Annotated in this window: 15 protein-coding genes; 9 read left to right on the forward strand and 6 right to left on the reverse strand. The window is 62.7% G+C overall.

The window, feature by feature from the left end:
- Positions 1–141 precede the first annotated feature (141 nt).
- Positions 142–1638, forward strand: a complete 1497-nt coding sequence (locus tag ACZ6WW_RS02970) for a leucyl aminopeptidase (protein ID WP_465272895.1) — start codon at positions 142–144, stop codon at positions 1636–1638.
- Positions 1639–1709: 71 nt separating this feature from the next.
- Positions 1710–2132: a DNA polymerase III subunit chi gene (locus ACZ6WW_RS02975; RefSeq protein WP_281852110.1), complete on the forward strand. Its 423-nt coding sequence runs from the start codon at positions 1710–1712 to the stop codon at positions 2130–2132.
- A gap of 13 nt (positions 2133–2145) precedes the next feature.
- On the opposite strand, the gene ACZ6WW_RS02980 is transcribed toward ACZ6WW_RS02975, so the two are convergent.
- Both ACZ6WW_RS02980 and ACZ6WW_RS02985 read right to left on the reverse strand, forming a co-directional pair.
- Positions 2146–5703, reverse strand: a complete 3558-nt coding sequence (locus ACZ6WW_RS02980; RefSeq protein WP_465272896.1) for a hybrid sensor histidine kinase/response regulator — start codon at positions 5701–5703, stop codon at positions 2146–2148.
- 53 nt (positions 5704–5756) lie between these two features.
- Entirely contained in the window at positions 5757–9335 is a 3579-nt protein-coding gene (locus ACZ6WW_RS02985) for a hybrid sensor histidine kinase/response regulator (protein WP_465272897.1), read from the reverse strand.
- Positions 9336–9479: 144 nt separating this feature from the next.
- Here ACZ6WW_RS02985 and ACZ6WW_RS02990 point away from each other — a divergent pair, with 144 nt between their 5' ends.
- The 5 genes from ACZ6WW_RS02990 (at position 9480) to ACZ6WW_RS03010 (ending at position 14247) form a co-directional block, all read left to right on the forward strand.
- A complete protein-coding gene (locus ACZ6WW_RS02990) occupies positions 9480–10961 on the forward strand; it encodes a GTPase (protein WP_465272898.1) in 1482 nt (493 codons plus the stop codon).
- A 119-nt stretch (positions 10962–11080) separates the two neighbouring features.
- The gene (locus ACZ6WW_RS02995; RefSeq protein WP_465272899.1) at positions 11081–11731 is read left to right on the forward strand and encodes a YceI family protein; all 651 of its coding nucleotides are present in this window, start codon (positions 11081–11083) and stop codon (positions 11729–11731) included.
- Positions 11728–12306 (forward strand): cytochrome b, encoded by a 579-nt coding sequence (locus ACZ6WW_RS03000; RefSeq protein ID WP_281852103.1) that lies wholly within the window; start codon positions 11728–11730, stop codon positions 12304–12306. The genes ACZ6WW_RS02995 and ACZ6WW_RS03000 overlap by 4 nt, the downstream gene beginning before the upstream one ends.
- A complete protein-coding gene (locus ACZ6WW_RS03005; protein WP_281852102.1) occupies positions 12303–12863 on the forward strand; it encodes a YceI family protein in 561 nt (186 codons plus the stop codon). The genes ACZ6WW_RS03000 and ACZ6WW_RS03005 overlap by 4 nt, the downstream gene beginning before the upstream one ends.
- Before the next feature lie 10 nt (positions 12864–12873).
- Positions 12874–14247 carry a DUF697 domain-containing protein gene (locus ACZ6WW_RS03010; RefSeq protein WP_465272900.1) on the forward strand — a complete coding sequence of 458 codons (1374 nt, stop codon included), beginning with the start codon at positions 12874–12876 and terminating at the stop codon, positions 14245–14247.
- Here the strand turns inward: ACZ6WW_RS03010 and ACZ6WW_RS03015 are convergent.
- A complete protein-coding gene (locus tag ACZ6WW_RS03015) occupies positions 14244–14486 on the reverse strand; it encodes a glutaredoxin family protein (protein ID WP_465272901.1) in 243 nt (80 codons plus the stop codon). The two genes, ACZ6WW_RS03010 and ACZ6WW_RS03015, sit on opposite strands and share 4 nt — an antisense overlap.
- 72 nt (positions 14487–14558) lie before the next feature.
- Here ACZ6WW_RS03015 and ACZ6WW_RS03020 point away from each other — a divergent pair, with 72 nt between their 5' ends.
- Together ACZ6WW_RS03020 and ACZ6WW_RS03025 are read left to right on the forward strand one after the other, a co-directional pair.
- Complete coding sequence (locus ACZ6WW_RS03020; RefSeq protein WP_465272902.1) at positions 14559–15941, forward strand: L-serine ammonia-lyase; 1383 nt, start codon at positions 14559–14561, stop codon at positions 15939–15941.
- 154 nt (positions 15942–16095) lie between these two features.
- On the forward strand, positions 16096–17700 hold the full coding sequence (locus ACZ6WW_RS03025) for an APC family permease (RefSeq protein ID WP_465272903.1): 1605 nt from the start codon (positions 16096–16098) through the stop codon (positions 17698–17700).
- A gap of 82 nt (positions 17701–17782) precedes the next feature.
- Here ACZ6WW_RS03025 and ACZ6WW_RS03030 read toward each other — a convergent pair whose 3' ends face one another.
- The 3 genes from ACZ6WW_RS03030 to metX are packed head-to-tail and all read right to left on the reverse strand — an operon-like array spanning position 17783 to position 21115.
- Positions 17783–18868 (reverse strand): homoserine dehydrogenase family protein, encoded by a 1086-nt coding sequence (locus ACZ6WW_RS03030; protein WP_465272904.1) that lies wholly within the window; start codon positions 18866–18868, stop codon positions 17783–17785.
- The gene (gene metB / locus ACZ6WW_RS03035) at positions 18865–20061 is read right to left on the reverse strand and encodes a cystathionine gamma-synthase (RefSeq protein ID WP_465272905.1); all 1197 of its coding nucleotides are present in this window, start codon (positions 20059–20061) and stop codon (positions 18865–18867) included. The genes ACZ6WW_RS03030 and metB overlap by 4 nt, the downstream gene beginning before the upstream one ends.
- A 31-nt stretch (positions 20062–20092) precedes the next feature.
- Positions 20093–21115 (reverse strand): homoserine O-succinyltransferase MetX, encoded by a 1023-nt coding sequence (metX, locus tag ACZ6WW_RS03040; RefSeq protein WP_465272906.1) that lies wholly within the window; start codon positions 21113–21115, stop codon positions 20093–20095.
- Positions 21116–21120: the final 5 nt, after the last annotated feature.

Genomic DNA, 21120 nt, shown 5'->3' on the forward strand with positions numbered 1-21120 from the left:
GCTCGGACGGTACGGCTCATAAGGACAGGTACTCGACATGCGTTAGGATACTTGGCTCCGCGCCGTGCCCCCAAGGCCTGGCCGGCAAACCTCAAGTTTAGCCGGTCCGGTGCCCTCCGGACCCCATGCAGGATGTACCCGATGACGCTTCAGTTCAGCCTAGGCTCCGCCGCCCCCGAAACCGTCGAGACCCCGTGCGTCGTGGTCGGCGTGTACGAAGGCGGCGTACTTACCAGTGCCGCTGCCCGCGTAAATACCGCCGCCCAGGGCGCGATCAAGCAGCAAATGGAAAGCGGCGACATTACCGGCAAGGCCGGCAGTACCACGGTGATGTTCGCGCCGGCCGGCCTGGCCGCCAAGCGTGTCCTGGTGGTGGGCCTGGGCGCGCAGAAGAGCTTCGACGCGGCGCGCTACCAGAAGATCTGCCTGGAATCGACGCGCGCGCTCGGCCGCCTGCCGATCGACAGCGCCGTGTCCTATCTTTCCGAGGTGGACGTCCCCAACCGCGACGCCGCCTGGCGCGTGCGCACGGCGGCCCTGGGCGCGGACCATGCCGCCTACCGCTACACCGCCACCTTCAAGCCGCGCGAAAAGCCCGCGCAGACCGAGCTTGGCGCGATCCAGTTCACCGCCAGCGACGATGCCGTCACCGGTCTCGATCAGGCCAAGGCCATGGCCGAAGGCATCCGCTTTGCGCGCGAACTGGCCAACCTGCCGCCGAATATCTGCAACCCGGCCTATATCGCCGAGCAGGCGACCCAGTTCGCCGAACGCCACGACAAGGTCAGTTGCAACGTGCTCGATCACGTCGAGATGGAAAAGCTCGGCTTCGGCTCGCTGCTGGCCGTAGGTCGCGGCTCGGTCAACAAGCCCAAGCTGGTGGTGCTGAACTACCAGGGCGGCAACGCGGACGACAAGCCGTATGCCTTCGTCGGCAAGGGCATCACCTTCGATACCGGCGGTATCAGCCTGAAGCCCGGCCCGGGCATGGAAGAAATGAAGTTCGACATGGGCGGCGCCGCCGGCGTGCTCGGCGCGTTCGTGGCCACGGTCAAGATGAACCTGCCGGTCAACCTGGTCTGCGTGGTGCCGGCCGTGGAGAACATGCCCGATGGCGACGCCTACCGCCCCAGCGACGTGCTGACCAGCCTGTCCGGCCTGACCATCGAAGTGCTCAACACCGATGCCGAAGGCCGCCTGATCCTGTGCGACGCGCTGACCTATACCGCGCAGACCTTCCAGCCGCAGGCGATCATCGATGCCGCCACGTTGACGGGCGCCTGCGTCATTGCGCTGGGCAAACACGCTACCGGTCTGATGAGCAAGCATGACGACCTGGCCGCGGAGCTGCTCGCCGCCGGCGAACTCACGCTCGACCGGGCGTGGCGCCTGCCGTTGTGGGACGACTACCAGACCCAGCTCGATTCCGGTTTTGCCGATGTCGCCAATATCGGCGGCAAGAGCGCCGGCGCGATCACCGCCGGCTGTTTTCTCGCCCGCTTCACCGAAGGCCAGCGCTGGGCACACCTGGATATCGCCGGCACGGCGTGGGATGAGGGCCGCAAGGGCCTCGCCACCGGCCGGCCGGTCTCGCTGCTGACGCAGTGGCTGATCGACAGAACGGCACCGAGTCACTAAGTAGCAAGAAACGTAGAGCGGCGCACCCGCTCTACGTTTTTCTCACTCCTATTCACTCCACACTGCTCTGTATGCCCCGCGCCGACTTCTACCTGATCGACAAGCCACGCTTTCGCGAACAGCCGCTACTGCTGGTATGCGAGCTGGCCAAACGCGCCTATGCGGCGCAAAAGCCGACCCTGGTGCTCACGCGCGATTTCGAGCAGGCCGAAGCGTTGGATTCCTTGCTGTGGGATTTCGACGAAGACGTCTACATCCCGCATCAGCTGGCGGGCGACGATGACGATATGCATACCGCGGTATTGATCGTACCGCCGGGAGTCGATACCGACGATCGCCCGATGGTCATCAACTTGCGCGACACCTGCCCACCCGGCCGTTACGAGCGTGTCTTGGAAGTAGTCGCAGCCGACCCGGCCGAGCGCGACGGCTCGCGCGTACGCTGGGCCGAATACAAACGCCTGGGCTTCGAACTGGCCAAGTTCGACATGTGAGCGCGCGAGCGCTTTAGTTTACGGGCTCGCCAACAACGCGGACCATGCGCAAGGCATGGGCGAGCTGCTCGCCCGTCAACGGCTTGCGCAGGAAGCCATCCATGCCCATCTCGCGCGCATGGGATTCCTCGTCGCTACCCGAACGCGCCGTCACCACGATGATCGGCAGATGCACGCCCTGCGCTTCGCGTTGCCGGATAAGGCGCGCCACCTGGAAACCGTCGACACCGGGCAGGTCCAGATCAAGCAGCACGACATCGCAGCCGCCCTGCGCCAGCTCGGCCAACGCCGCCAGGCCGTTATTGACGTGACGAACCTGGTGCCCCTGTTGTTCCAGCAAGCCTCGAATCACCGCCGCAGCGATCGCATCGTCCTCGATCAGCAACACATGCAGTGATCGCTCCTGCGTAGCGGCCGCCGGCGCCACCGCTGCGGGCGCCTCCGGCTCGACCTCGCGCAACGGCAAGCGCACGCGGAACGTGCTGCCCTGCCCGAGCTTCGACTCCAGCTCGATACTGCCGCCCATCAAGCTGACAAGCTCCCGGCAGATCGCCAGCCCCAGGCCGCTACCCGAATTGCGTTGCGGTCCATTCTCCTGCTCGAAGCGATGGAAGAGTCGCGCCTGCCCGGCTTCGGAAATACCCGGACCGGTATCGGTGATGCTGAACACGATGCCGTCGCTACCACGTTCGATACGCAATACGACCTGACCACGCTCGGTAAATTTCAACGCGTTGTTCGCCAGGTTCAACAACACCTGCCTGATGCGCATCGCATCGCCCTGCACATACTGTGGCAGGTCGTCGGAACAAGAAGCTTCAAAGCGCAGCCCCTTCTTCTTCGCCTGATTGCGCTCGAGCTTGGCAATATCGTCGACCAGCGCACGCAGATCGAACGGCGCCATGTCGAGCTCCAGACGACCGGCCTCGATACGAGCCAGGTCGAGCGCATCGTTGACCAGCTTCAACAACAAACTGCCGGAACGTTGCATCGCCTCGGTGTATTCGCGCTGCGGTGGCGACAGCGACGTGCCCATCAGCAATTCGGACATGCCGATGACGCCGGTCATCGGTGTACGGATTTCGTGGCTCAGCGTCGCCAGGAACTGCGTCTTCGCGGCACTGGCCTGTTCGGCCAGATGGCGGCGCTGCTCGGCGAGCTGGATGCGGTGACGGTTGGACAAACGGCGCTGCCAGATCAACAGCACCAGCCAGACCAGCAAGGCGGCAAACAGGCTGTACGCGCACCATGCCCACCAGCGCACCCACGGCGGCGCATCGACATGGATCTTCAACGGCTGGCGCAGACTGCTCCATTGCCCATCCGCGCCCGCGCCCATCACTTCCAGCGTGTAATCGCCGGCGCCCAGGCCGGCGAATTCGCGCACGCCTACGTTACCGGTATCGACCCAGTTGTTGTCGAAATCGGTCAGACGGAAACGATAGTGATTCGATGCCGTATCGACATAGGAAAATACGCGTGCGGTCACCGTCAACCCGCGATCCTCCCAGCCCAGATTGATAACGTCGTCGTGCAACGGCAGATCGACCTGCGCACCGTGACGCAGGATATGCAGGCCAGTGATCGCCAGCGGCGGTTCGTAGGGGCTGACATCGGGAAAGTTCGGATTGAACGCGACCACGCCGCCCAGGGTCGGCGAATAGATGTAACCGTTGGGCATGCGCGCGAAGCCGCGCGCGAACTCGCCGTTGATCAGGCCATCCTGCAAGCCGATGCGACGGAACTGATCGTCGGCAGGATCGAAGCGCCATAAACCGTCGCGGCCAAATATCCATACGCGTTGCTGCGCATCGACGGCCAGGTCATAGACGCCGATCGACGGCCAACCATGCGTGGCATCGACCTTTTGAACCAGGGTCAGGCCGTCCTTTGCATAAGTGTATCTTTCCAGTCCGTCGGGCCTGGCGAGCCATAGGCCGTCATCGGTGAAGTCGAAGGCATCGACGACGCGGTCGTTGGTCACTCCCGGTACCGGTTCGAAGTACTCGTGCGTGCTGTTCAGACGCAGCAGGCCACCATCGCTGGCGTACCAGAAAACCCCATTGCGCAGCGTAAGCTGACTACCCCAGCGAGCCTTCTCATCGGCCGGACGAATCGGCGCCGACGTAACCTGCAGGGTATCCTGATCGATCCGGTACAGGCCCTCGCCGAACGTGCGGGCATAAAGCTTGCCGTCCGGCCCTACTTCGACTTCCAGCGGATGCTGCATGCCTTCCGGGGCGGGTTTGACCTCATCGAGCTTGCCGTCGACATAGCGATAAATCGCGCCCTGCGTTACCACCCACAGGCGCCCCTGCGCGTCTTCGGTGATCCCGACCACGTCACCGCGCTTACCGCCGAGCACGTGCTCGGCGATGCCAGTGACTGGATCGAGCTTGTCGACGACGGAGGCGCGGCCACCGACCCAGATTTTCCCATCCTTCGAACGCGCGACCGCCGTAGCCTCCGAATCGCGCAGACTGCTGGGGTCCTCGGGAACATGACTGAATCGGCTGATTCGGCTCCACCCTGGTGCCAGATAGGCGATGCCGCCATCGAACAGGGTGATCCACATGCCGCCTTCGCGGTCCATAATGATGTTGAATACCCAGGTACCTGGCAGGTTGCCGGGCAACAGCGGTTGATCGACGATCGGCGTCATCGGCTGGCCGGTCCCGCCGTTCTGCAGAAACAATCCACGTTGCGTGCCGACCCACAGGCGCCCGTTGAGGTCGCGCACGCTGCTGAGCACATTGACGTTGGCGATCTTGTCCTGCGCGTAAGGACGCGCGATATCGTCCGGCCCGACGAAGAACAAACCCCTGACCGCACTGACGCGGACTTCGTCGCCATCGCCCTCGATGCGCCAGGCGTCGATCACATGATCGGAGTCCGCCCGATGGATCGCATGAAAGGTCCCGTCGGGGTCGCGGCGAAACACGCCCAGGTTGCTGCCGATCCACAAGCGATCGCGCGTATCGACATAAAGCGCAGCAATCATGCCGAACGCTTCGGGCTTGTCGCCGAGCAACGGGTTGACGATATGCGTAAAGCCTTTGCCGTCGGACTTCATGCGCTCCAGGCCGCCAGCCGTCCCGACCCAGATCACGCCATCGGATGTTTGTGCGATCGCCCAGACCTTTTCACTGGCCAGGCTGCCCGGATCGCTGGCGTTGTGACCCCAGTGCTCGAAGCGATCGCGCATCGGATCGTAGCGATTGAGCCCGGCCTCCAGGCCGCCGGCCCATAGATGACCGCTCTGGTCGACCAGTAGCGCCGAAATGCCGTTATTGATCAGGGAACCGGGGTCGCCGGCAACATGGCGAAAGACCCGGAACGCGAGGCCGTCGAAGCGTGCGATGCCGCCCTTCGTCCCGAACCACATCGCGCCCTCGCGGTCCTGTACGGCCACATAGACGCTACTGCTGGGCAGGCCGTTGGCGGTCCCATACCGACGAAACTGCGGCGTCAGCAAAATGGCAGGGGCACTCGTCGATGCCACCGGGGAGGGAGGCACCGGTTGGCTGGTTCCAACCAGCAGCCCGAGACTTAACAGCACTGACGACAGCATGTTCTCTCCCTAACGCGGCGATCATGCCAAAACGTCGGGGCAAGCACGAGCATTTATGTCGACGGCGTCGCGTTTTTTCGCTCGACCACCTCCGCCAGCATCTTGTGTAACTCACGCCCGCTCAACGGTTTACGCAGAAAACCGTCCATTCCGGCAAGCCGAACCCGTTGCTCATCGTCTGCCGCCGAACGTGCAGTAACGGCAATCATCGGGATATGCGATCCCGCACCTTCGCGCTTGCGGACCATGCGGGCAATCTCGAAACCATTGAGGCCAGGCAAGTCCAGATCGAGCAGGATGGCGTCGTAGCGCTCCTGTTCCAGCTCGACCAGAACGGCCAGCCCGTTGAGCACGTGACGAACGGTGTGCCCGTGATGCTCCAACAGCCCGCACACGACAGCCGCAACAATCATGTCGTCCTCCACCAGCAGCAATCGCAGCGACGATGAATCCGCCGCTGGCTTGTCCCAGCTCGAAGACGATGCCGCTTTGTCCGCCTCGGGGAGAGGCAGATGGACGTGAAAACGGCTACCCATGACCGTGGAAGACTGCAGAGAAAGTGTGCCACCCATCGAAGCGACCAGTTCGCGACAGATAGCCAGACCCAGACCACTGCCGTTCCTCCGTTCCGGGCTCAGGCCTTGCTCGAAACGCTCGAATATCCGCTCCTGACTTTCCGGCGGGACACCAGGACCGGTATCGATTACCGTAAAGGCCAGACCGTCGTCCACACGTTCTACACGCAAGACCACCTTGCCTACTTCGGTGAACTTCAGCGCGTTGTTGATCAGGTTCAGCAGAATCTGCTTGATACGCACGGCATCGCCCAGCAGATGCGATGGCATGGACCCGATCACATCGAGCTCGAACGCCAGGCCCTTTTTTTCTGCCTGCGGACGCTCCAGCTGCGCTACGTCGTCGATCAGATCCTCGACATCGAAAGGTGCCGACTCAAGTTCGAGCCGCCCGGTTTCGATGCGCGCCAGATCCAGTGCATCATTGACGAGTTTGAGCAGCAAGGCGCCCGAGCGGCGCATGGCCTTGGCATACTCGTTTTGCAACGGCGTCAGAGGGGTGTGCAGCAGGAGCTCGGCCATGCCCAGGACGCCGGTCATCGGCGTACGGATTTCATGCCCCAACGTCGCCAGGAACTGTGTTTTCGCGGCATTGCTCTGCTCCGCTAGAACGCGGCGCTGCTCCGAAAAAAGAATCTCATGACGTTCCGCCGCGCGCTGCTGTAACACTCTGAAGACCACCCAGGCCATCGACATCGCAAGGACGAGGTAGCCGCACCACGCCCACCAGCGACCCCACGGCGGCAGTTCCACATGCAGCCATATCGAAGCCTGTTGCAAGAAGGCTCCCGACGCGTCAAATGCAGCGGCATCCAGGCGATACATGCCAGGAGCAAGGCCGGAGATATCGCGCGAACCGTGCTTTCCGGTATCGACCCATTCATCGTCGAAATCGGACAGGCGGAATCGGTATCGGATACCGCCGGCATCCACATAGGAAAGCATGCGCGCCTGCACATGCAACCCACGATCGAACCAATGGATCGTCGCACCACCATTTTCCGGAATCAGATCGCGCTGACCGCGACTACCTTCGACATGCAATTGGGTAAATATCAGCGGTGGCGGCGATACAGGCAGATGCGCGGCATGCCCGGGACGAAACCCGATCACACCGCGCCGTGTGGGTACATACAACGGCTCCGTATTCTGCGTCACGGCCACGTTCACCGCGCCCGGCCCTACGGTCCCCTCCATAAGGCCCGTCTTGGCGCCAAATCGTTGAAGAGCGCCATTCTGCGCATCGAAGCTCCATAAGCCCGATTCACTGAAAATCCACAGCACATTGGACGAGTCCACGTCCAGATCCGTAATGGCCGAATCGCGCCAGCCGTCTTGTGCCGTCAGGTTGACCAGGGATGTGGCCTTGTCGCCGTCCCACCGATAACGCTGAAGTTGTCCCACCCGGGCCAACCAGAATCCCTGGCCATCGAAAGTCAATGCAGTGACCGGCTTGCCGCGCTCGACTCCAGGCACCCAGTTCATCCTGTCCTGGTGCAGATTCCAGTGTAAGAGCCCTTCGTGATTGCCATACCAGAGCCTGCCTTCATGTACGGCAAGCAGGCCAGGTTGCAGATCGACGTTCTGGATATCCGGCGCCATCGGTACAGCGCGTATTTTTTTGGAGTCGGGGTCAATTCCCACGACGCCGTGGCGCGCAACGGTAAGAAAAATAGTACCGTCGTCCCCACGCGCCAACAGTTCAGGCCGCGTGATCCACCGCCGCTCGGGGTCGATCTGCTCGATCTCGCCGTCCTTGAAACGCCGCAATTCACCACGCACGGTAAACCACAATGCATCGCCGCTATCGATGATGTGTATGACGTGATGCTGCAGATCGCCGATGACCCGTTCGGTCTTGCCGGTAGTCGGGTCGAATTTATCGATGCGGCCGTAACTGCCGACCCAGAGCTTGCCGTCCACACTCGGCGCCACCACAGACGGCGGATTGTCCGGCAAGCTGGATGGATCATCGGGTATATGCGTGTAACGCGAAAATCCCTCCCATCCCGGCGGTAAATAGGCGACGCCGCCCTCGTAAGAGGTAAACCACAAGCCACCCTCGCGGTCGCTTGTCACGCTCAGCACCCATTCGAAAGGCAGGCCGGCGATCACCGTCGGCTTTGCGTGAAAGCGATGGATTCTCGAGCGTTCGTCTTCCATCACCAGACCATGAATAGTGGCCAGCCACAGCCGCCCCTTCAGATCGCGCGCACTGCCAAATACATAGAAAGATGCTGGCAACTGCGTATGGGAAAACGCCGGACGCGCCTGATCGTCCGAGCCGACCAGGAAAAGCCCCTGCCGTGTGCTGATGCGGATGTCTCCCTGGCCACCCTGGATGCGGTGAATTTCATTGCTGTCCGAAGACTCGTAAGGCACGTCGATCGACTGCCACGATTCGCGTGGCGTACGTTTGAGCAATTTCCCCGAACGCGTACCGATCCAGAGCGTGCCATCGGGCTGCGCCATCAGTGCGCTCACGGTGCGGTCATCCGGTTGATCGCCATGCGGAAACGCTATGTGCTCGAAGCGCGAGCCATCCGGAAGCAGACGATCGAGCCCGGCCTTGGTGCCGACCCATAGGCTTTCGTCAGGAGCGAGCGCCAACGCAAGCACGCTGTCATCGGACAAGCTGCCTGGGTCATCACTGTGGCGCCAATGCTCGAAGCGATGATGGCGAGGGTCGTAGCGATCGACCCCACTATTGGCGGTAGCTACCCACAATCGGCCGTCCGACATCGGCGCCAATCGGGTCACTTCGTCGCTCGCCAACGTACTTGCGTCGCTGTGCTGATGCCTGAATGTGGCGAAGTCGACGCCGTCGTAACGCGTCAAACCTGCCGAGCCGCCAAACCACATATAGCCTGTGGCATCTTGTGCCACGGTATTGATGGCTGAACCGGGCAATCCGTCGGCTTTGTCAAAATGGCGAAACTGCGGCGTAGGGCGTGGCTCGGCGAACTTGGTCGACCCAGGTGCCGGCGGTTGTGCCCAAACCGCCGGTGCGGTTAACACCAACGTCAGCACAAGCCCTATAAACCATTGAAAAATCATGGAGGCTCCCTCTCCTTTACGCTCGCCAGCATAGCCAGGCTCCGCTGGCGGTAAGTCATCTAGACTCTATTTACTATGTAAGCCAAGAACTTGTCTTTCTGCACGACAACAAACTGGCTTGCTGCTTGGGAGTATCCGCCTGATATGACATTTCGCTTTCGTCTGGCTCTGGCCGCCATCGCCGCGCTCGCACTGATCTGGCTTTTTTTTGCCGTTATCGAGCGAGCGCTCGCACTGATGCAGCGCTACCTGGCGCTACCGGTGGCGTTGCAATGGCTGCTCGGCGCCGTGCTGGTCTTGTTTGCCTTGGCAGGGCTGATGCTGCTGTGGTGGCTTCTGCGTCCACGCCGCAGGCGTCGCGCATTGAAGGTCGCCGATCGTGCGGATGTGGAAAACCGGCTGCAACGCCTGCGCAAGCGCAACGTCGACACGGCAACGCTCGATGGCGAGCTGATCGAACTGGATCGGCGCAAGCAGGGCGACCGTGTCTATGTCGCATTGTTTGGTGAAATCTCCACAGGCAAGTCGACCCTGATCCGAGCCATCGCGCCCCATGCGCTGACTCGCAGCGATGCCCGCGGCGGCACCACGCGCGAGGTCCAACATATCGACGCCAGCCTGCCCGATGGCCGTCGGCTCACGTTGGCCGATGTACCAGGCAGCCGCGAAGCAGGCGGCGAGGCCCATGAACACATCGCACGGCAGGAAGCGCTGCGTGCACACGCTGTTATTTATCTCTGTGCAGGCGACCTTACGCGGACGCAAGTCGAGGAGGTACGTTGGTTGGGCGACTTCGGCAAGCCGTTGGTGTTGGCCTTGAACAAAGCCGATCAATGGAATGAGGGTGAACGCAGCTTGATTGTCAAACGACTGCAGCAGCAGACCCGGGACATCGCCGCAACCGTGGTCGCCATCAGCGCCGGCGGCAGCGAGCGCTTCGAGCGTCCGTTGGCTGACGGTGGCAGCGAACAGGTGGAACGCCAGCGTCGACCGTCGATCGAGCCGTTGCTCCACGCCCTGGTTCGGTTGACCGCGCCCGGCGCCAGCGGCCTCGAACCATCGCGCGAGCGGGCGGTATTGGCGGGACTGCATGAAAGCACCGGTTCGTTGGAATCGGCCACGCGCACGGCCGATGCCGAAAAGATCGTGCGCAAGTACGCCCGTCGCGCCGTCATCGGCGCGCTCGCCGCCGTCGCACCGGGCAGCGACCTGGTGATCCAGGGAGCCCTGGCCGCCGCGCTGACGCGGGAGCTGGCGACGCTTTACGACATTCGCGTCACCGATGTGCAGATCGAAGATTTCCTGCAGCAGGCGCGCCTCACCCTGCGTACCGGCAGCTCGATCGTGCTGGCGATTGCCGGCAACGCGCTAAAGGCTTTCCCGGGCTTGGGCACGCTGGGCGGCGGCGTTCTGCATGCGTTCGCCTATGCGCTGATCTTCGACAGCATGGGACGCGCGCTGGCCGCGTCGCTGGCCGAGCGCAAGGCACTGGACCAGACGGACGCCGGCGACAAATTGAAGGCGCTATTGACCGAGGCCAGCGCCGGACGGATACGCCAACTGGCTACCTTGACCGCCGATGCGTGGCGGGAGCGCAGTGATCTGGATGGCCAGTCTGAACGATAGCGTGACCACGGCAGCCGGGATTTGAACCGGGGGGTATCGCTGGAACTATTCACGGGAGAAACAATCCGTTTCAAGTTCGAAGCTTGGCGTTCCCCCTCTCATCGGCCAGACTTTCCCTTATGCCCATCAAAACCCTGCTTTGCTATGCGTTCCTGAGCCTTGGCTCGTTCGGTGCCGCCCAGGCGGCCGAGTCGAGCTATCGCTACGACACCGTGCACAGCCAGATCCTTTTCAGCATCGACCACAACGGTTACTCACGCCCTTTTGGGCGGCTGCACATCGCCAAGGGTGTATTGCACCTCGATCCTGCCAACCTGAGCCAGGCATCCACCGAGCTGGATATCGATCTGGCCAGCCTGGACATGGGCGACGCGGCCTGGAATACCGCCGTGCTCAAGCCCGATTTCCTCGATAGCGGGAAGAACCGCTACGCGCATTTCGTCAGTACCGGCGTCGAGCAGAAAGACGCCAACCACGGCGTCTTGCATGGCAATTTGACGCTGCGCGGTGTTACCAGGCCGATCGACATCAACTTCACCTTCAACCGCGCCGCCAAGACGATCTATGGACTGCACACGGTCGCCGGCTTTTCCGGCAACGTGATGCTCGACCGCACCGATTTCGGCATGACCGCATTCAAGGGTTCGATCGGACAAAGTGTCAGCGTGTGGCTGGAACTGGAAGCCATCAAGGACGATGATGCCGGCAAGGCGAACGAGGCTCCGGCACCGACTTCATCCACAGATTCGAACCCGAAGGAATCACCATGAGCCTGCGCAGCAACGACCATCAATGGGGCTCGGTCGCCAAGTTTTTCCATTGGCTGATGGCGCTGGCTATCCTTGGCAACGGCATCTTCGGCCTGTGCATGGATCTGGCGCATTCGCCCATGCAGAAGATCGGCTGGTTCGCCTGGCACAAGTCCATCGGCCTTACCGTGCTCGCGCTTTTCCTGCTGCGCTTGCTGTGGCGCGTAGCGGATCGTCGCCCGCCCGACGAACCGGGCCCGCGCTGGCAACATGTTTCCGCGCATGTCGTGCACGGCCTGCTGTATGTGTTGATCGTGGCGTTGCCGCTCAGCGGCTGGTGGTTCAATTCGCTGCGCGGTTTTCCGCTGCAATGGTTCAAGCTGTTCAACCTGCCGGCGATCGCGAGCAAGAACGAGGACCTCGCGCATACCGTGATCGGCATTCACGAGTATCTCTTTTACTTTCTGCTGCTGGTGCTGGTGGCACATGCCGGCGCCGCACTGAAGCATCACGTGTTCGACAAAGATAATGTCCTGCGCCGCATGTTGCCGTTCGGCAAACTGCGCGATACGAATTCACAAGGAGAAAAACCATGACCTCGTTCGCCCGCAAACTGCTCCCCCTGCTGCTTGCCGCAGCGATTCCTGGTGTTGCCGGCGCTGCCGACTACACCGTGCAACCGGCATCGAGCAAGCTTGGCTTTACCAGCAATTTCCAGGGACAGAGCTTCGACGGTACGTTCGGCAAGTGGACGGCGGCGATCAGCTACGACGCAGCCAAGCTCGCCACCTCGAAGTTCGATGTCGAAGTCGATCTGACCAGCGCCAAGACCGGCGACAACGATCGCGACGGCGCATTGCCGGGTCCGGACTTCTTCAACGCGGCCAAATTTCCCAAGGCGCATTTCGTGACCACGGCCTTTCGCCAGAACGGCGCCCAGGTCGTGGCCGACGGCAACCTGACCCTGCACGGCGTCACCAAGCCGGTCAGCCTCAATGTGACCTTCAAGCCGCAGGGCACCGGCGCCACGCTCGATGTCACCGGTAGCGTCAAGCGCCTCGATTTCGGCGTCGGTAGCGGCGAGTATGCCGACACGTCGGTCATCGGCCCCGACGTCAAGATCAACGCGCACCTGACGCTCACGGCAAAGTAAACTCCGGGCCATGGCGATGGACACGCTATGGCAACGCATGCGCGGCTGGCTGGGAACAGCCGGCCAGCCCGCTGATATCCCTCACCCCAGCGGCGGGTCGAGCACGAGCGCTCAGGGCAAGGTAGCCGACAGTCTGCGTCAGCTACTGGACGACCCGACGATTCCGCCGGCTATTCGCAGCGAGCTGGCCGGCGATTTCACCCGTATCGAAAACATGCTGGAGCGGCTCGATCGCGGTGAATTGCATATCGCCGTTTTCGGCCGCGTATCGGCGGGCAAATCGGCGCTCGGCAATGCCCTGCTGGGTCGCGAAGCGTTCGAAGTGGGCGTCCTTCACGGCACGACCACCCTCGCCGAACAGGCCACGCTCGATGAAGCCGAGCACGACGGCCTGGTCTTGATCGACACCCCCGGCATCAACGAACTGGACGGCGAAGCGCGCGAGCGTCTCGCCTTCGATGTCGCCGAGATCGCCGACCTGGTGGTGTTCGTCGCCGACGGCGACCTCACCCGCGACGAACTCGATGCATTGAAAGTACTGGCACAGACGCAGCGGCCGCTGCTGCTGGCGTTGAACAAAGCCGACCGTTATGGCGACGACGAGCGGCATTCGCTGCTTGCTCATTTGCGCGAACGCACCCGCGGCCTGCTGCTCGCCGACGATGTGATTGCCGTCGCTGCGCGTCCCACACCGCGCCAGACGATCGACACGGATGCCGCGGGTCATGAGCACACGCATACGCAAACCGTTCCACCGGATGTGGCCGCCTTGCGCGAACGCTTGCTGGACATCGCCCGGCGCGAAGGCAAGACGTTGTCCGCACTCAATGCCGGACTCTACGCCGGCCGGCTGACCGATCAGGTATCGACACGCATCGCCGAGACCCGCCGCCACATGGCGACGCGGCTGATCCGCAACTACTGTCTGGCCAAAGGCGTTGCTGTCGCATTGAACCCGATCCCGGTAGCGGACCTGCTTGCCGCCGCCGGCCTGGATGCCGCTATGGTGGTACAGCTTTCGCGTCTGTATGGCCTGCCGCTGACACGCGCCGAGTCCGGCCGTCTGGTCGCGGTGATTTCCGCCCAGTTGGCGGCGCTGATGGGTGCCATCTGGGGCATGCAGCTAGCAGCATCCGCATTGAAGGGCGTCAGCGCCGGTTTATCGGTGCTGGTCACCGCCGCCGCACAAGGCGCCATGGCCTGGTACGCCACCGTATTGATCGGTCGCGCGGCGGAGCGCTATCTGGTCGCCGGCAAATCCTGGGGCGAGCTCGGTGCCAAGCGTGCCGTGGCCGAGGTCGTCGCCAGCCTGGATCGCGACTCCATCCTGCGCGAAGCGCGCGAGGAAATTCTCAGGCGGCTGAAAACTTCGGCGGCCCGCTAAAGCTGCTGCAGTGCAGCAACAAAAGCCTGTACTGCGTCGGCATCGAAGGGCCAATCGAGCTCGCGGCCGTCGCGATTGTCCCGCAAGACCGGGACACGCGTACCGTAGCGGCCTTCAAGCACCGAGCTGTCGTCTACCCACACACTGTCGAAATCCGGCGCACGGGCTTGCGCCATCACTGCAAGCGCCTGGTCGCAGAGGTGGCAATAATCGCGTTGATAGAGGGTCAGGTCGGCCATGGCTGTTACCAGGATGCAGCACGCGTAGAATAGCCGGTTCCCCCATCGTCGCCCCTGAGCTGAAAGAAAACCATGGCTGTCAGCGTATTCGACTTGTTCAAGATCGGTATCGGTCCGTCTTCCTCGCATACGGTTGGACCGATGCGCGCAGCCGCTCGCTTTTGCGAGCACTGGCTGGAGGAAAAAGGCGTGCTCGATCGCGTGGTGCGCCTGCGCGCCGAACTGTTCGGTTCGCTGGCCATGACCGGCCGAGGCCACGGCACGGACAAGGCCGTACTGCTGGGTTTCGAAGGCGAACACCCTGACAGTGTCGACCCCGATCGGATTCCGGCGACGCTGGAGCGCATTCGTCACACGCATCGCTTGAACGTGCTCGGCAAGCACGAAATCGACTTCGACGAGAAGAGCGACCTGGTCTTCAACAAGCGCCAGAAACTGCCGTTTCACACCAACGGTATGCGCTTTTCCGCCTATGACGCCGATGGCAACGTGCTTGCCACGCGCGACTATTACTCGGTCGGCGGCGGCTTCGTGGTCAACCCCGACGAAGCGGCCGAAGACCGCATCGTTGCCGATACCACCGAACTGCCCTACCCGTTCTCGACCGGCGATGAATTGCTGGCGTTGTGCAAACAGCATCATCTGTCGATCGCGCAACTGATGCTGGAAAACGAAAAGGTCTGGCGCAGCGAGCAGGAGATCCGCGACGGCCTGATCACGATCTGGAAGGCGATGCAAGATTGCGTGCAACGCGGCCTGCGCTCGCCGGGCACCTTGCCGGGCGGCTTGAAAGTGACACGCCGCGCTCCGGCCATGGCCGAAGACCTGCGGCGTGAGCCGGAAGCCTCGTTGAAGGATCCGTTGACGATTCTGGACTGGGTCAATCTCTACGCGCTGGCCGTCAACGAAGAAAACGCGGCCGGCGGCCGTGTGGTCACGGCGCCGACCAACGGCGCTGCGGGTATCGTGCCGGCGGTACTGCATTACTTCGTGCGCTTCTGCCCGAAATCCGACGAGAAGGGCGTGATCGACTTTCTGCTCACCGCGGCGGCAATCGGCATCCTTTACAAGGAGAACGCCTCCATCTCCGGCGCCGAAGTCGGTTGCCAGGGCGAGGTCGGCGTCGCCTGCTCGATGGCAGCCGGCGGTCTTACCGCCGCGCTGGGCGGCAGCGTGCTGCAGGTGGAGAACGCCGCCGAGATCGGCATGGAGCACAACCTGGGACTCACCTGTGACCCGATCGGCGGCCTGGTGCAGATCCCCTGCATCGAACGCAACGCGATGGGCTCGGTCAAGGCCATCAACGCCAGCCGCATGGCGCTCAAGAGCGATGGCAAGCACCGCGTCTCGCTGGACAAGGTGATCGCCACCATGCGCGACACCGGCCGCGACATGAAGGATAAGTACAAGGAAACCTCGCGCGGCGGCCTGGCCGTCAATGTGATCGAGTGCTGATCGCAGCCTAGAGAAGGTCCATATTGCTGGGGTAGGCCACCACACCGGCCCACTGGGCCAGTTGGTGTGACATCCACTGGCGGGGTCTGTCATCATCCCAGGCTTATGCGGCTGGCGCTTGCCGGTCTTGATCCACCTGTTACAGGAAGCGTGCATGTCCTCTTCCCAACCCGCACAACGCCAAGTCGGCGCATTTGCCTTGATGCTCACCGGCCTGGGTTCGATTATCGGCTCAGGCTGGCTATTTGGCGCAGCGCGCGCGTCTTCGCTTGCCGGACCTGGCGCGGTATGGGCCTGGGTACTGGGCGCCGCGGTCATCATGACCATCGCCCTCACCTACGCCGAACTGGGCGCCATGTTCCCCGAGTCCGGCGGCATGGTTCGTTACAGCCACTATTCCCACGGCTCCCTGGTCGGCTTTATCGGCGCATGGGCGAACTGGATCGCGATCGTCTCGGTGATTCCCATCGAAGCAGTCGCTTCGGTCCAGTACATGAACCACTGGCCTTGGGAATGGGCGCAGAGCCTATCTACTCTGTCGCCTGATGGCCATGTCGCCTTGACAGACATCGGCAAGGGCCTCGCGGCCGTGCTGGTGTTTGTCTACTTCCTGCTCAACTATTGGAGCGTGAAGCTGTTTGCACACTCCAACACGGCGATCACCATCTTCAAGCTAGTGGTTCCAGCAGCGACTGGATTGTTGCTGATAGCTAGCGGCTTCCATTCGGAGAACTTCAATGTGGGCATTCATGGTGACGCCCACTCCATCGACTTCCCCTCCATCCTCACCGCAGTTACCACCGCAGGTATTGTCTTCAGCTTCAACGGTTTTCAAAGTCCGGTAAACCTGGCTGGTGACGCACGCAACCCAGGACGCAGCATCCCGTTCGCGGTGTTGGGGTCGATAGCCATTGCAGCGGTTGTTTACGTGCTCCTGCAGATCGCCTTTATCGGCTCCGTGCCACCTGACATGCTGGCCAAGGTCGGCTGGCATGGTCTGCATTTCCGCTCGCCGTTCGCCGACCTCGCAGTGCTACTGGGGCTCCAATACTTGGCGATCCTGCTGTTCGCCGATGCCGTGATCAGTCCAAGTGGCACCGGTATCACCTACACGGCGACGACCGCCCGCATGCTTTACGGCATGGAGCGCAATGGCACGCTGCCGAAGATCCTCGGTAAGCTGCATCCGAAATGGGGCGTACCGCGTCCGGCGATGTGGGTGAACCTGGCCGTGTCCTACATCTTTCTGTGGCATGCCGGCAGCTGGGACTCGCTAGCGGACATCATCGGTGTGGCGACGGTCATTTCCTACCTGACTGGTCCGGTTAGTGTGATGACCTTACGCCGCACGGCACCCAAGCTTCATCGCCCGCTGCGTATCATCGGCTTGCCGATCCTCGCCTGCATCGCCTTCATCCTCGCCACCGAACTGCTCTATTGGGCAACGTGGCCACTGACCGGATACATCATCCTGCTCATGGCTGTGGCCCTGCCGGTCTACCTCTACTATCAATACAAGCAAGGTTGGCAGGACTTCGGCCGCCAACTGCAAGGTGCTTGGTGGTTGATCTGCTATCTACCCGTTGTCGCCGCCTTGTCTTGGGCCGGTAGCGATAAGTTCAAGGGACACAACTACGTCCCCTACGGCTGGGATCTGCTGCTTGTCGCCGTGGTGGGCCTGATCTTCTACGTCTGGGGTGTCAAATCGGGTTGGAGTACACCTTCGGTCGAAGAGGCGCAGCTCGAAGCGCATTCGTAAACAAAAAGCCGGGCACATGCCCGGCTTTTTTTACGTCCACAAATCCCGCCAACCTCTCCTGCAAGCTTAGGTGGAGTTTCGCTCAGCCCAACGCGAGCACATCGCCCAACAACGCCTGCGCCGTCACCTCAGGACCCGCGCCCGGCCCCTGGATCACCAGCGGCTGGGTGTTGTAGCGCGTGGTCGTCAACGCAAACTGGTTGTCGGTCCCGTAAAGACGCGCCGCAGGATGGGTCACAGGCACTTCCACCAGGCCTACGCGTGCGCGACCGCGCTGATTGAGCCTTGCCAGGAAACGCAGTACCTGACCGCGCGAACGCGCTTCGTCATGGCGTGCTGCCAACGGCGCATCCAGTTCTTCCAGGCGATCGAGGAAGGCATCCGCGCTCAGATCACGCAAATGCTCCGGCACCAGACTCTCGACCACCACTTCGTCCGAACCCAGGGCAAAGCCGGCATTGCGCGCGAGAATGAGCAGCTTGCGCGCCACGTCCTCACCAGAAAGATCCGCGCGCGGATCGGGCTCGGTGTAGCCAAGCTTGCGCGCGTCGCGCAGCAGCGCGGAGAACGGGCGCGTGCCGTCGTATTGATTGAACAGGTACGACAACGAACCGGAAAACACGCCTTCGAGCGTAAGCAGGCTGTCGCCGCAATCGCGCAGACGGCGCAAGGTCGAGATCACCGGCAGACCGGCACCGACGGTGGCGGCATCGCCATAGCGCGCGCCACCGGCACGCGCGGCCTGCAAGGCGCGCCAACCGCTCAACTGGCCGCCGGCCAGCGACTTGTTCGCCGTCACGACGTGATAACCACGCGCCAGCCATTCGGTGTGGCGTGTGGCCAGATCGGCCGATGCGGTAGCGTCGATCACGACCTTGATCGATGCATGGCTTGCGTCGAGCGTTGCCAGCAGCGCCTTGTCGTCTCGCGCGGCGCCTTGCTGCTTCAAGCGCTCGCGCAGATCGCGCGCGGCCAGTTGCTCGGGCTCAACCTGCTGCCGACGCGAGTTGGCCGCCCCTACCAGGCGCAGACGCGCACCAGCGGGCGTACACAAGAGCTTGAGGAAAGCGCCACCGACCACACCCGTGCCCAACAGCACGATCGCGATGTCGTTCGATGCGGCAACAGGCGAAGAAGAGGAGGCCTCAGACTCCAGCACTGCGCTCATGCACTCACCCGGCGTTTGTTTTCACTTGCGGTCACCGCCTGCGCACGCTCCAGACCCAGGCTCAGGTCACGCAGCAGATCGTCGCCGTCTTCGATGCCGACAGAAAGACGAATCAGCGTATCGGCAATACCCGCCGCACGACGGGCTTCGGGCGCCATCGCCGCGTGGGTCATCGATGCCGGATGCGCTACCAGGCTTTCCACGCCACCGAGCGACTCGGCCAGGGAGAAGTAACTCAGGCCGTTGACGAAGGCTTCGATCTGCGCAAAGTCGCCTTCGAGTTCGACACTGAGCATGGCGCCGAAACCGGACTGCTGACGCGCCGCCAGCGCATGACCTTCATGCTGCGCGAGGCCGGGGTAGTACACCTTGCGTACCGCGGCATGACCGTCGAGCAATTCGGCGATGCGCAGCGCATTCTCCTGATGCTGGCGCAGACGCACGCTGAGCGTGCGCAGGCCGCGCAAGGTGAGGAAACTGTCGAACGGGGCACCGGTCAGGCCATTGCAGTTGCCCCACCACTTGAGCTGCTCGGCCACAGCCGGGTCGCGTGCCACCACCGCACCACCGACGACATCGCTATGACCATTGATGTACTTGGTGGTCGAGTGCACGACCACGTCGGCACCAAGCGTCAACGGTTGCTGCAGCGCCGGCGACAGGAAGGTGTTGTCCACGACAACCAGCGCGCCGGCGGCGTGCGCGGCATGCGCCACGTGACGGATATCGGTAATGCGCAGCAACGGGTTTGACGGTGTTTCCACCCACACCAATGCCGGCTTGCCGGCCAGGCCTGCGGCCAGGGCGTGGCTATCGGTAAGGTCGACGAATTCGACGCTGAAGCGCCCCTTCTTCGCCCATGCATCGAACAAGCGCCAGGTACCGCCGTAGCAATCGTGCGCGGCGAGAATCTTCGCACCAGCCGGCACCAACTCCAGCGCGAGCGCCACTGCCGACATGCCGCTGCTGGTCACCACCGCGCCCGCGCCCTGCTCCAGATCGGCCAGTGCTTCGCTCAACAGATCGCGCGTGGGATTGCCGCTGCGCGAATAGTCGTACGCGCGCTTCTTGCCCAGCCCTTCGAAACTGTAGTTGGTCGATAGATGCAAGGCCGGCACCACCGCGCCATGCTGCGTATCCGATTCGATGCCGGCGCGCACGGCGCGGGTACAGGGGGCGGTGGTGTCGCTCATGAAGGTAACTCCGGATACTCGTTTCTTGGGTTCAAGCCAGCGCTTCGCGCAGCAGCGGCGCGAGGCGGTCGGATTCTTTGAGAAAGGCGTCGTGGCCGTACGGCGAATCGATCACTTCCAGCGATGCCGGCCCTTGCAGGCGGCGCTGCAATTCGCACAGATCAGCCAGCGGCACGAGGCGATCGGACGGCGTGCCGATCAGCGTAGTGCGCGTCGGCACCTGCTCCGGCCGCACGTCGTGCAGATCGATCGACTCGGACAAGGCAAGATAGCGATCGATATCGAAGCGTGCGACGAACTGGCGCCCAGCCTGTTCGAGATAATCCTCGACCGGGAAATGAAAACGACCGTCGCGATACTCCGGTGCGGAGGCAAAACGGCGCACGAATTCTTCGCTGCCACGATACGTGGTCATCGCCAACTGACGCGCCAGCGCGAGCGCCTGCTCCGGCTGACCGCTTTCCACGCCCAGGCGCACGATGCTGCGTTGCACGGAGCGCTGTGCCGTCGCCAGCGGATGCGGACGATGCGCGCTACCCAGCAGCACCAGCCGATCGAGTACATACGGATGACGTGCGGCAAATGCCAGGCCGGTCATGCCGCCGTACGAGTAACCGATGAAAGCGTGCACGCGGCCGATCCCGAGCGCATCGACCAGGGCCGCCAGCGCATCGGCCTGATCCTCGCTGGAGATGGCCTGCGCATTGCCCAGGTCGGCGGGCGTCAGCCAGTCGATCGACAACACCCGATAACGATCGAGATCGACGGTACGGCCCGCACCGATGAATTCCTGCCACCAACCGGCGGCTTGGTCGCCGAAGGTCACCGCGTCGCGATCGGCGGAAATGCCGCCCTGCACGATCACCGTCGGCGCATCCGGCGCGCCACACCAGAGATAGCGCACATCGACTTCGCACGACGTCGCGCCGTACTTTGGCGTCAGCGTGACGCGTCGGGTGCTGCGCTGAGCGGTGAGATCCCCACGTGCAGCTGCAGCCGGCAACGAGGTTGCGGCGAACACTGGCGGCGGCACGGGATTGGCTTGGCTGGGCATCTGAA

The sequence above is a fragment of the Dyella sp. NPDC103356 genome (assembly GCF_055584465.1).

What these genes read in the sequence shown, in the direction of transcription:
- ACZ6WW_RS02970 (WP_465272895.1), top strand. Translation starts at nt 142, where the DNA reads ATGACGCTTCAGTTCAGCCTAGGCTCCGCCGCCCCCGAAACCGTCGAG.
- ACZ6WW_RS02975 (WP_281852110.1), top strand. Translation starts at nt 1,710, where the DNA reads ATGCCCCGCGCCGACTTCTACCTGATCGACAAGCCACGCTTTCGCGAA.
- ACZ6WW_RS02980 (WP_465272896.1), bottom strand. Translation starts at nt 5,703, where the DNA reads ATGCTGTCGTCAGTGCTGTTAAGTCTCGGGCTGCTGGTTGGAACCAGC.
- ACZ6WW_RS02985 (WP_465272897.1), bottom strand. Translation starts at nt 9,335, where the DNA reads ATGATTTTTCAATGGTTTATAGGGCTTGTGCTGACGTTGGTGTTAACC.
- ACZ6WW_RS02990 (WP_465272898.1), top strand. Translation starts at nt 9,480, where the DNA reads ATGACATTTCGCTTTCGTCTGGCTCTGGCCGCCATCGCCGCGCTCGCA.
- ACZ6WW_RS02995 (WP_465272899.1), top strand. Translation starts at nt 11,081, where the DNA reads ATGCCCATCAAAACCCTGCTTTGCTATGCGTTCCTGAGCCTTGGCTCG.
- ACZ6WW_RS03000 (WP_281852103.1), top strand. Translation starts at nt 11,728, where the DNA reads ATGAGCCTGCGCAGCAACGACCATCAATGGGGCTCGGTCGCCAAGTTT.
- ACZ6WW_RS03005 (WP_281852102.1), top strand. Translation starts at nt 12,303, where the DNA reads ATGACCTCGTTCGCCCGCAAACTGCTCCCCCTGCTGCTTGCCGCAGCG.
- ACZ6WW_RS03010 (WP_465272900.1), top strand. Translation starts at nt 12,874, where the DNA reads ATGGCGATGGACACGCTATGGCAACGCATGCGCGGCTGGCTGGGAACA.
- ACZ6WW_RS03015 (WP_465272901.1), bottom strand. Translation starts at nt 14,486, where the DNA reads ATGGCCGACCTGACCCTCTATCAACGCGATTATTGCCACCTCTGCGAC.
- ACZ6WW_RS03020 (WP_465272902.1), top strand. Translation starts at nt 14,559, where the DNA reads ATGGCTGTCAGCGTATTCGACTTGTTCAAGATCGGTATCGGTCCGTCT.
- ACZ6WW_RS03025 (WP_465272903.1), top strand. Translation starts at nt 16,096, where the DNA reads ATGTCCTCTTCCCAACCCGCACAACGCCAAGTCGGCGCATTTGCCTTG.
- ACZ6WW_RS03030 (WP_465272904.1), bottom strand. Translation starts at nt 18,868, where the DNA reads ATGAGCGCAGTGCTGGAGTCTGAGGCCTCCTCTTCTTCGCCTGTTGCC.
- metB (WP_465272905.1), bottom strand. Translation starts at nt 20,061, where the DNA reads ATGAGCGACACCACCGCCCCCTGTACCCGCGCCGTGCGCGCCGGCATC.
- metX (WP_465272906.1), bottom strand. Translation starts at nt 21,115, where the DNA reads ATGCCCAGCCAAGCCAATCCCGTGCCGCCGCCAGTGTTCGCCGCAACC.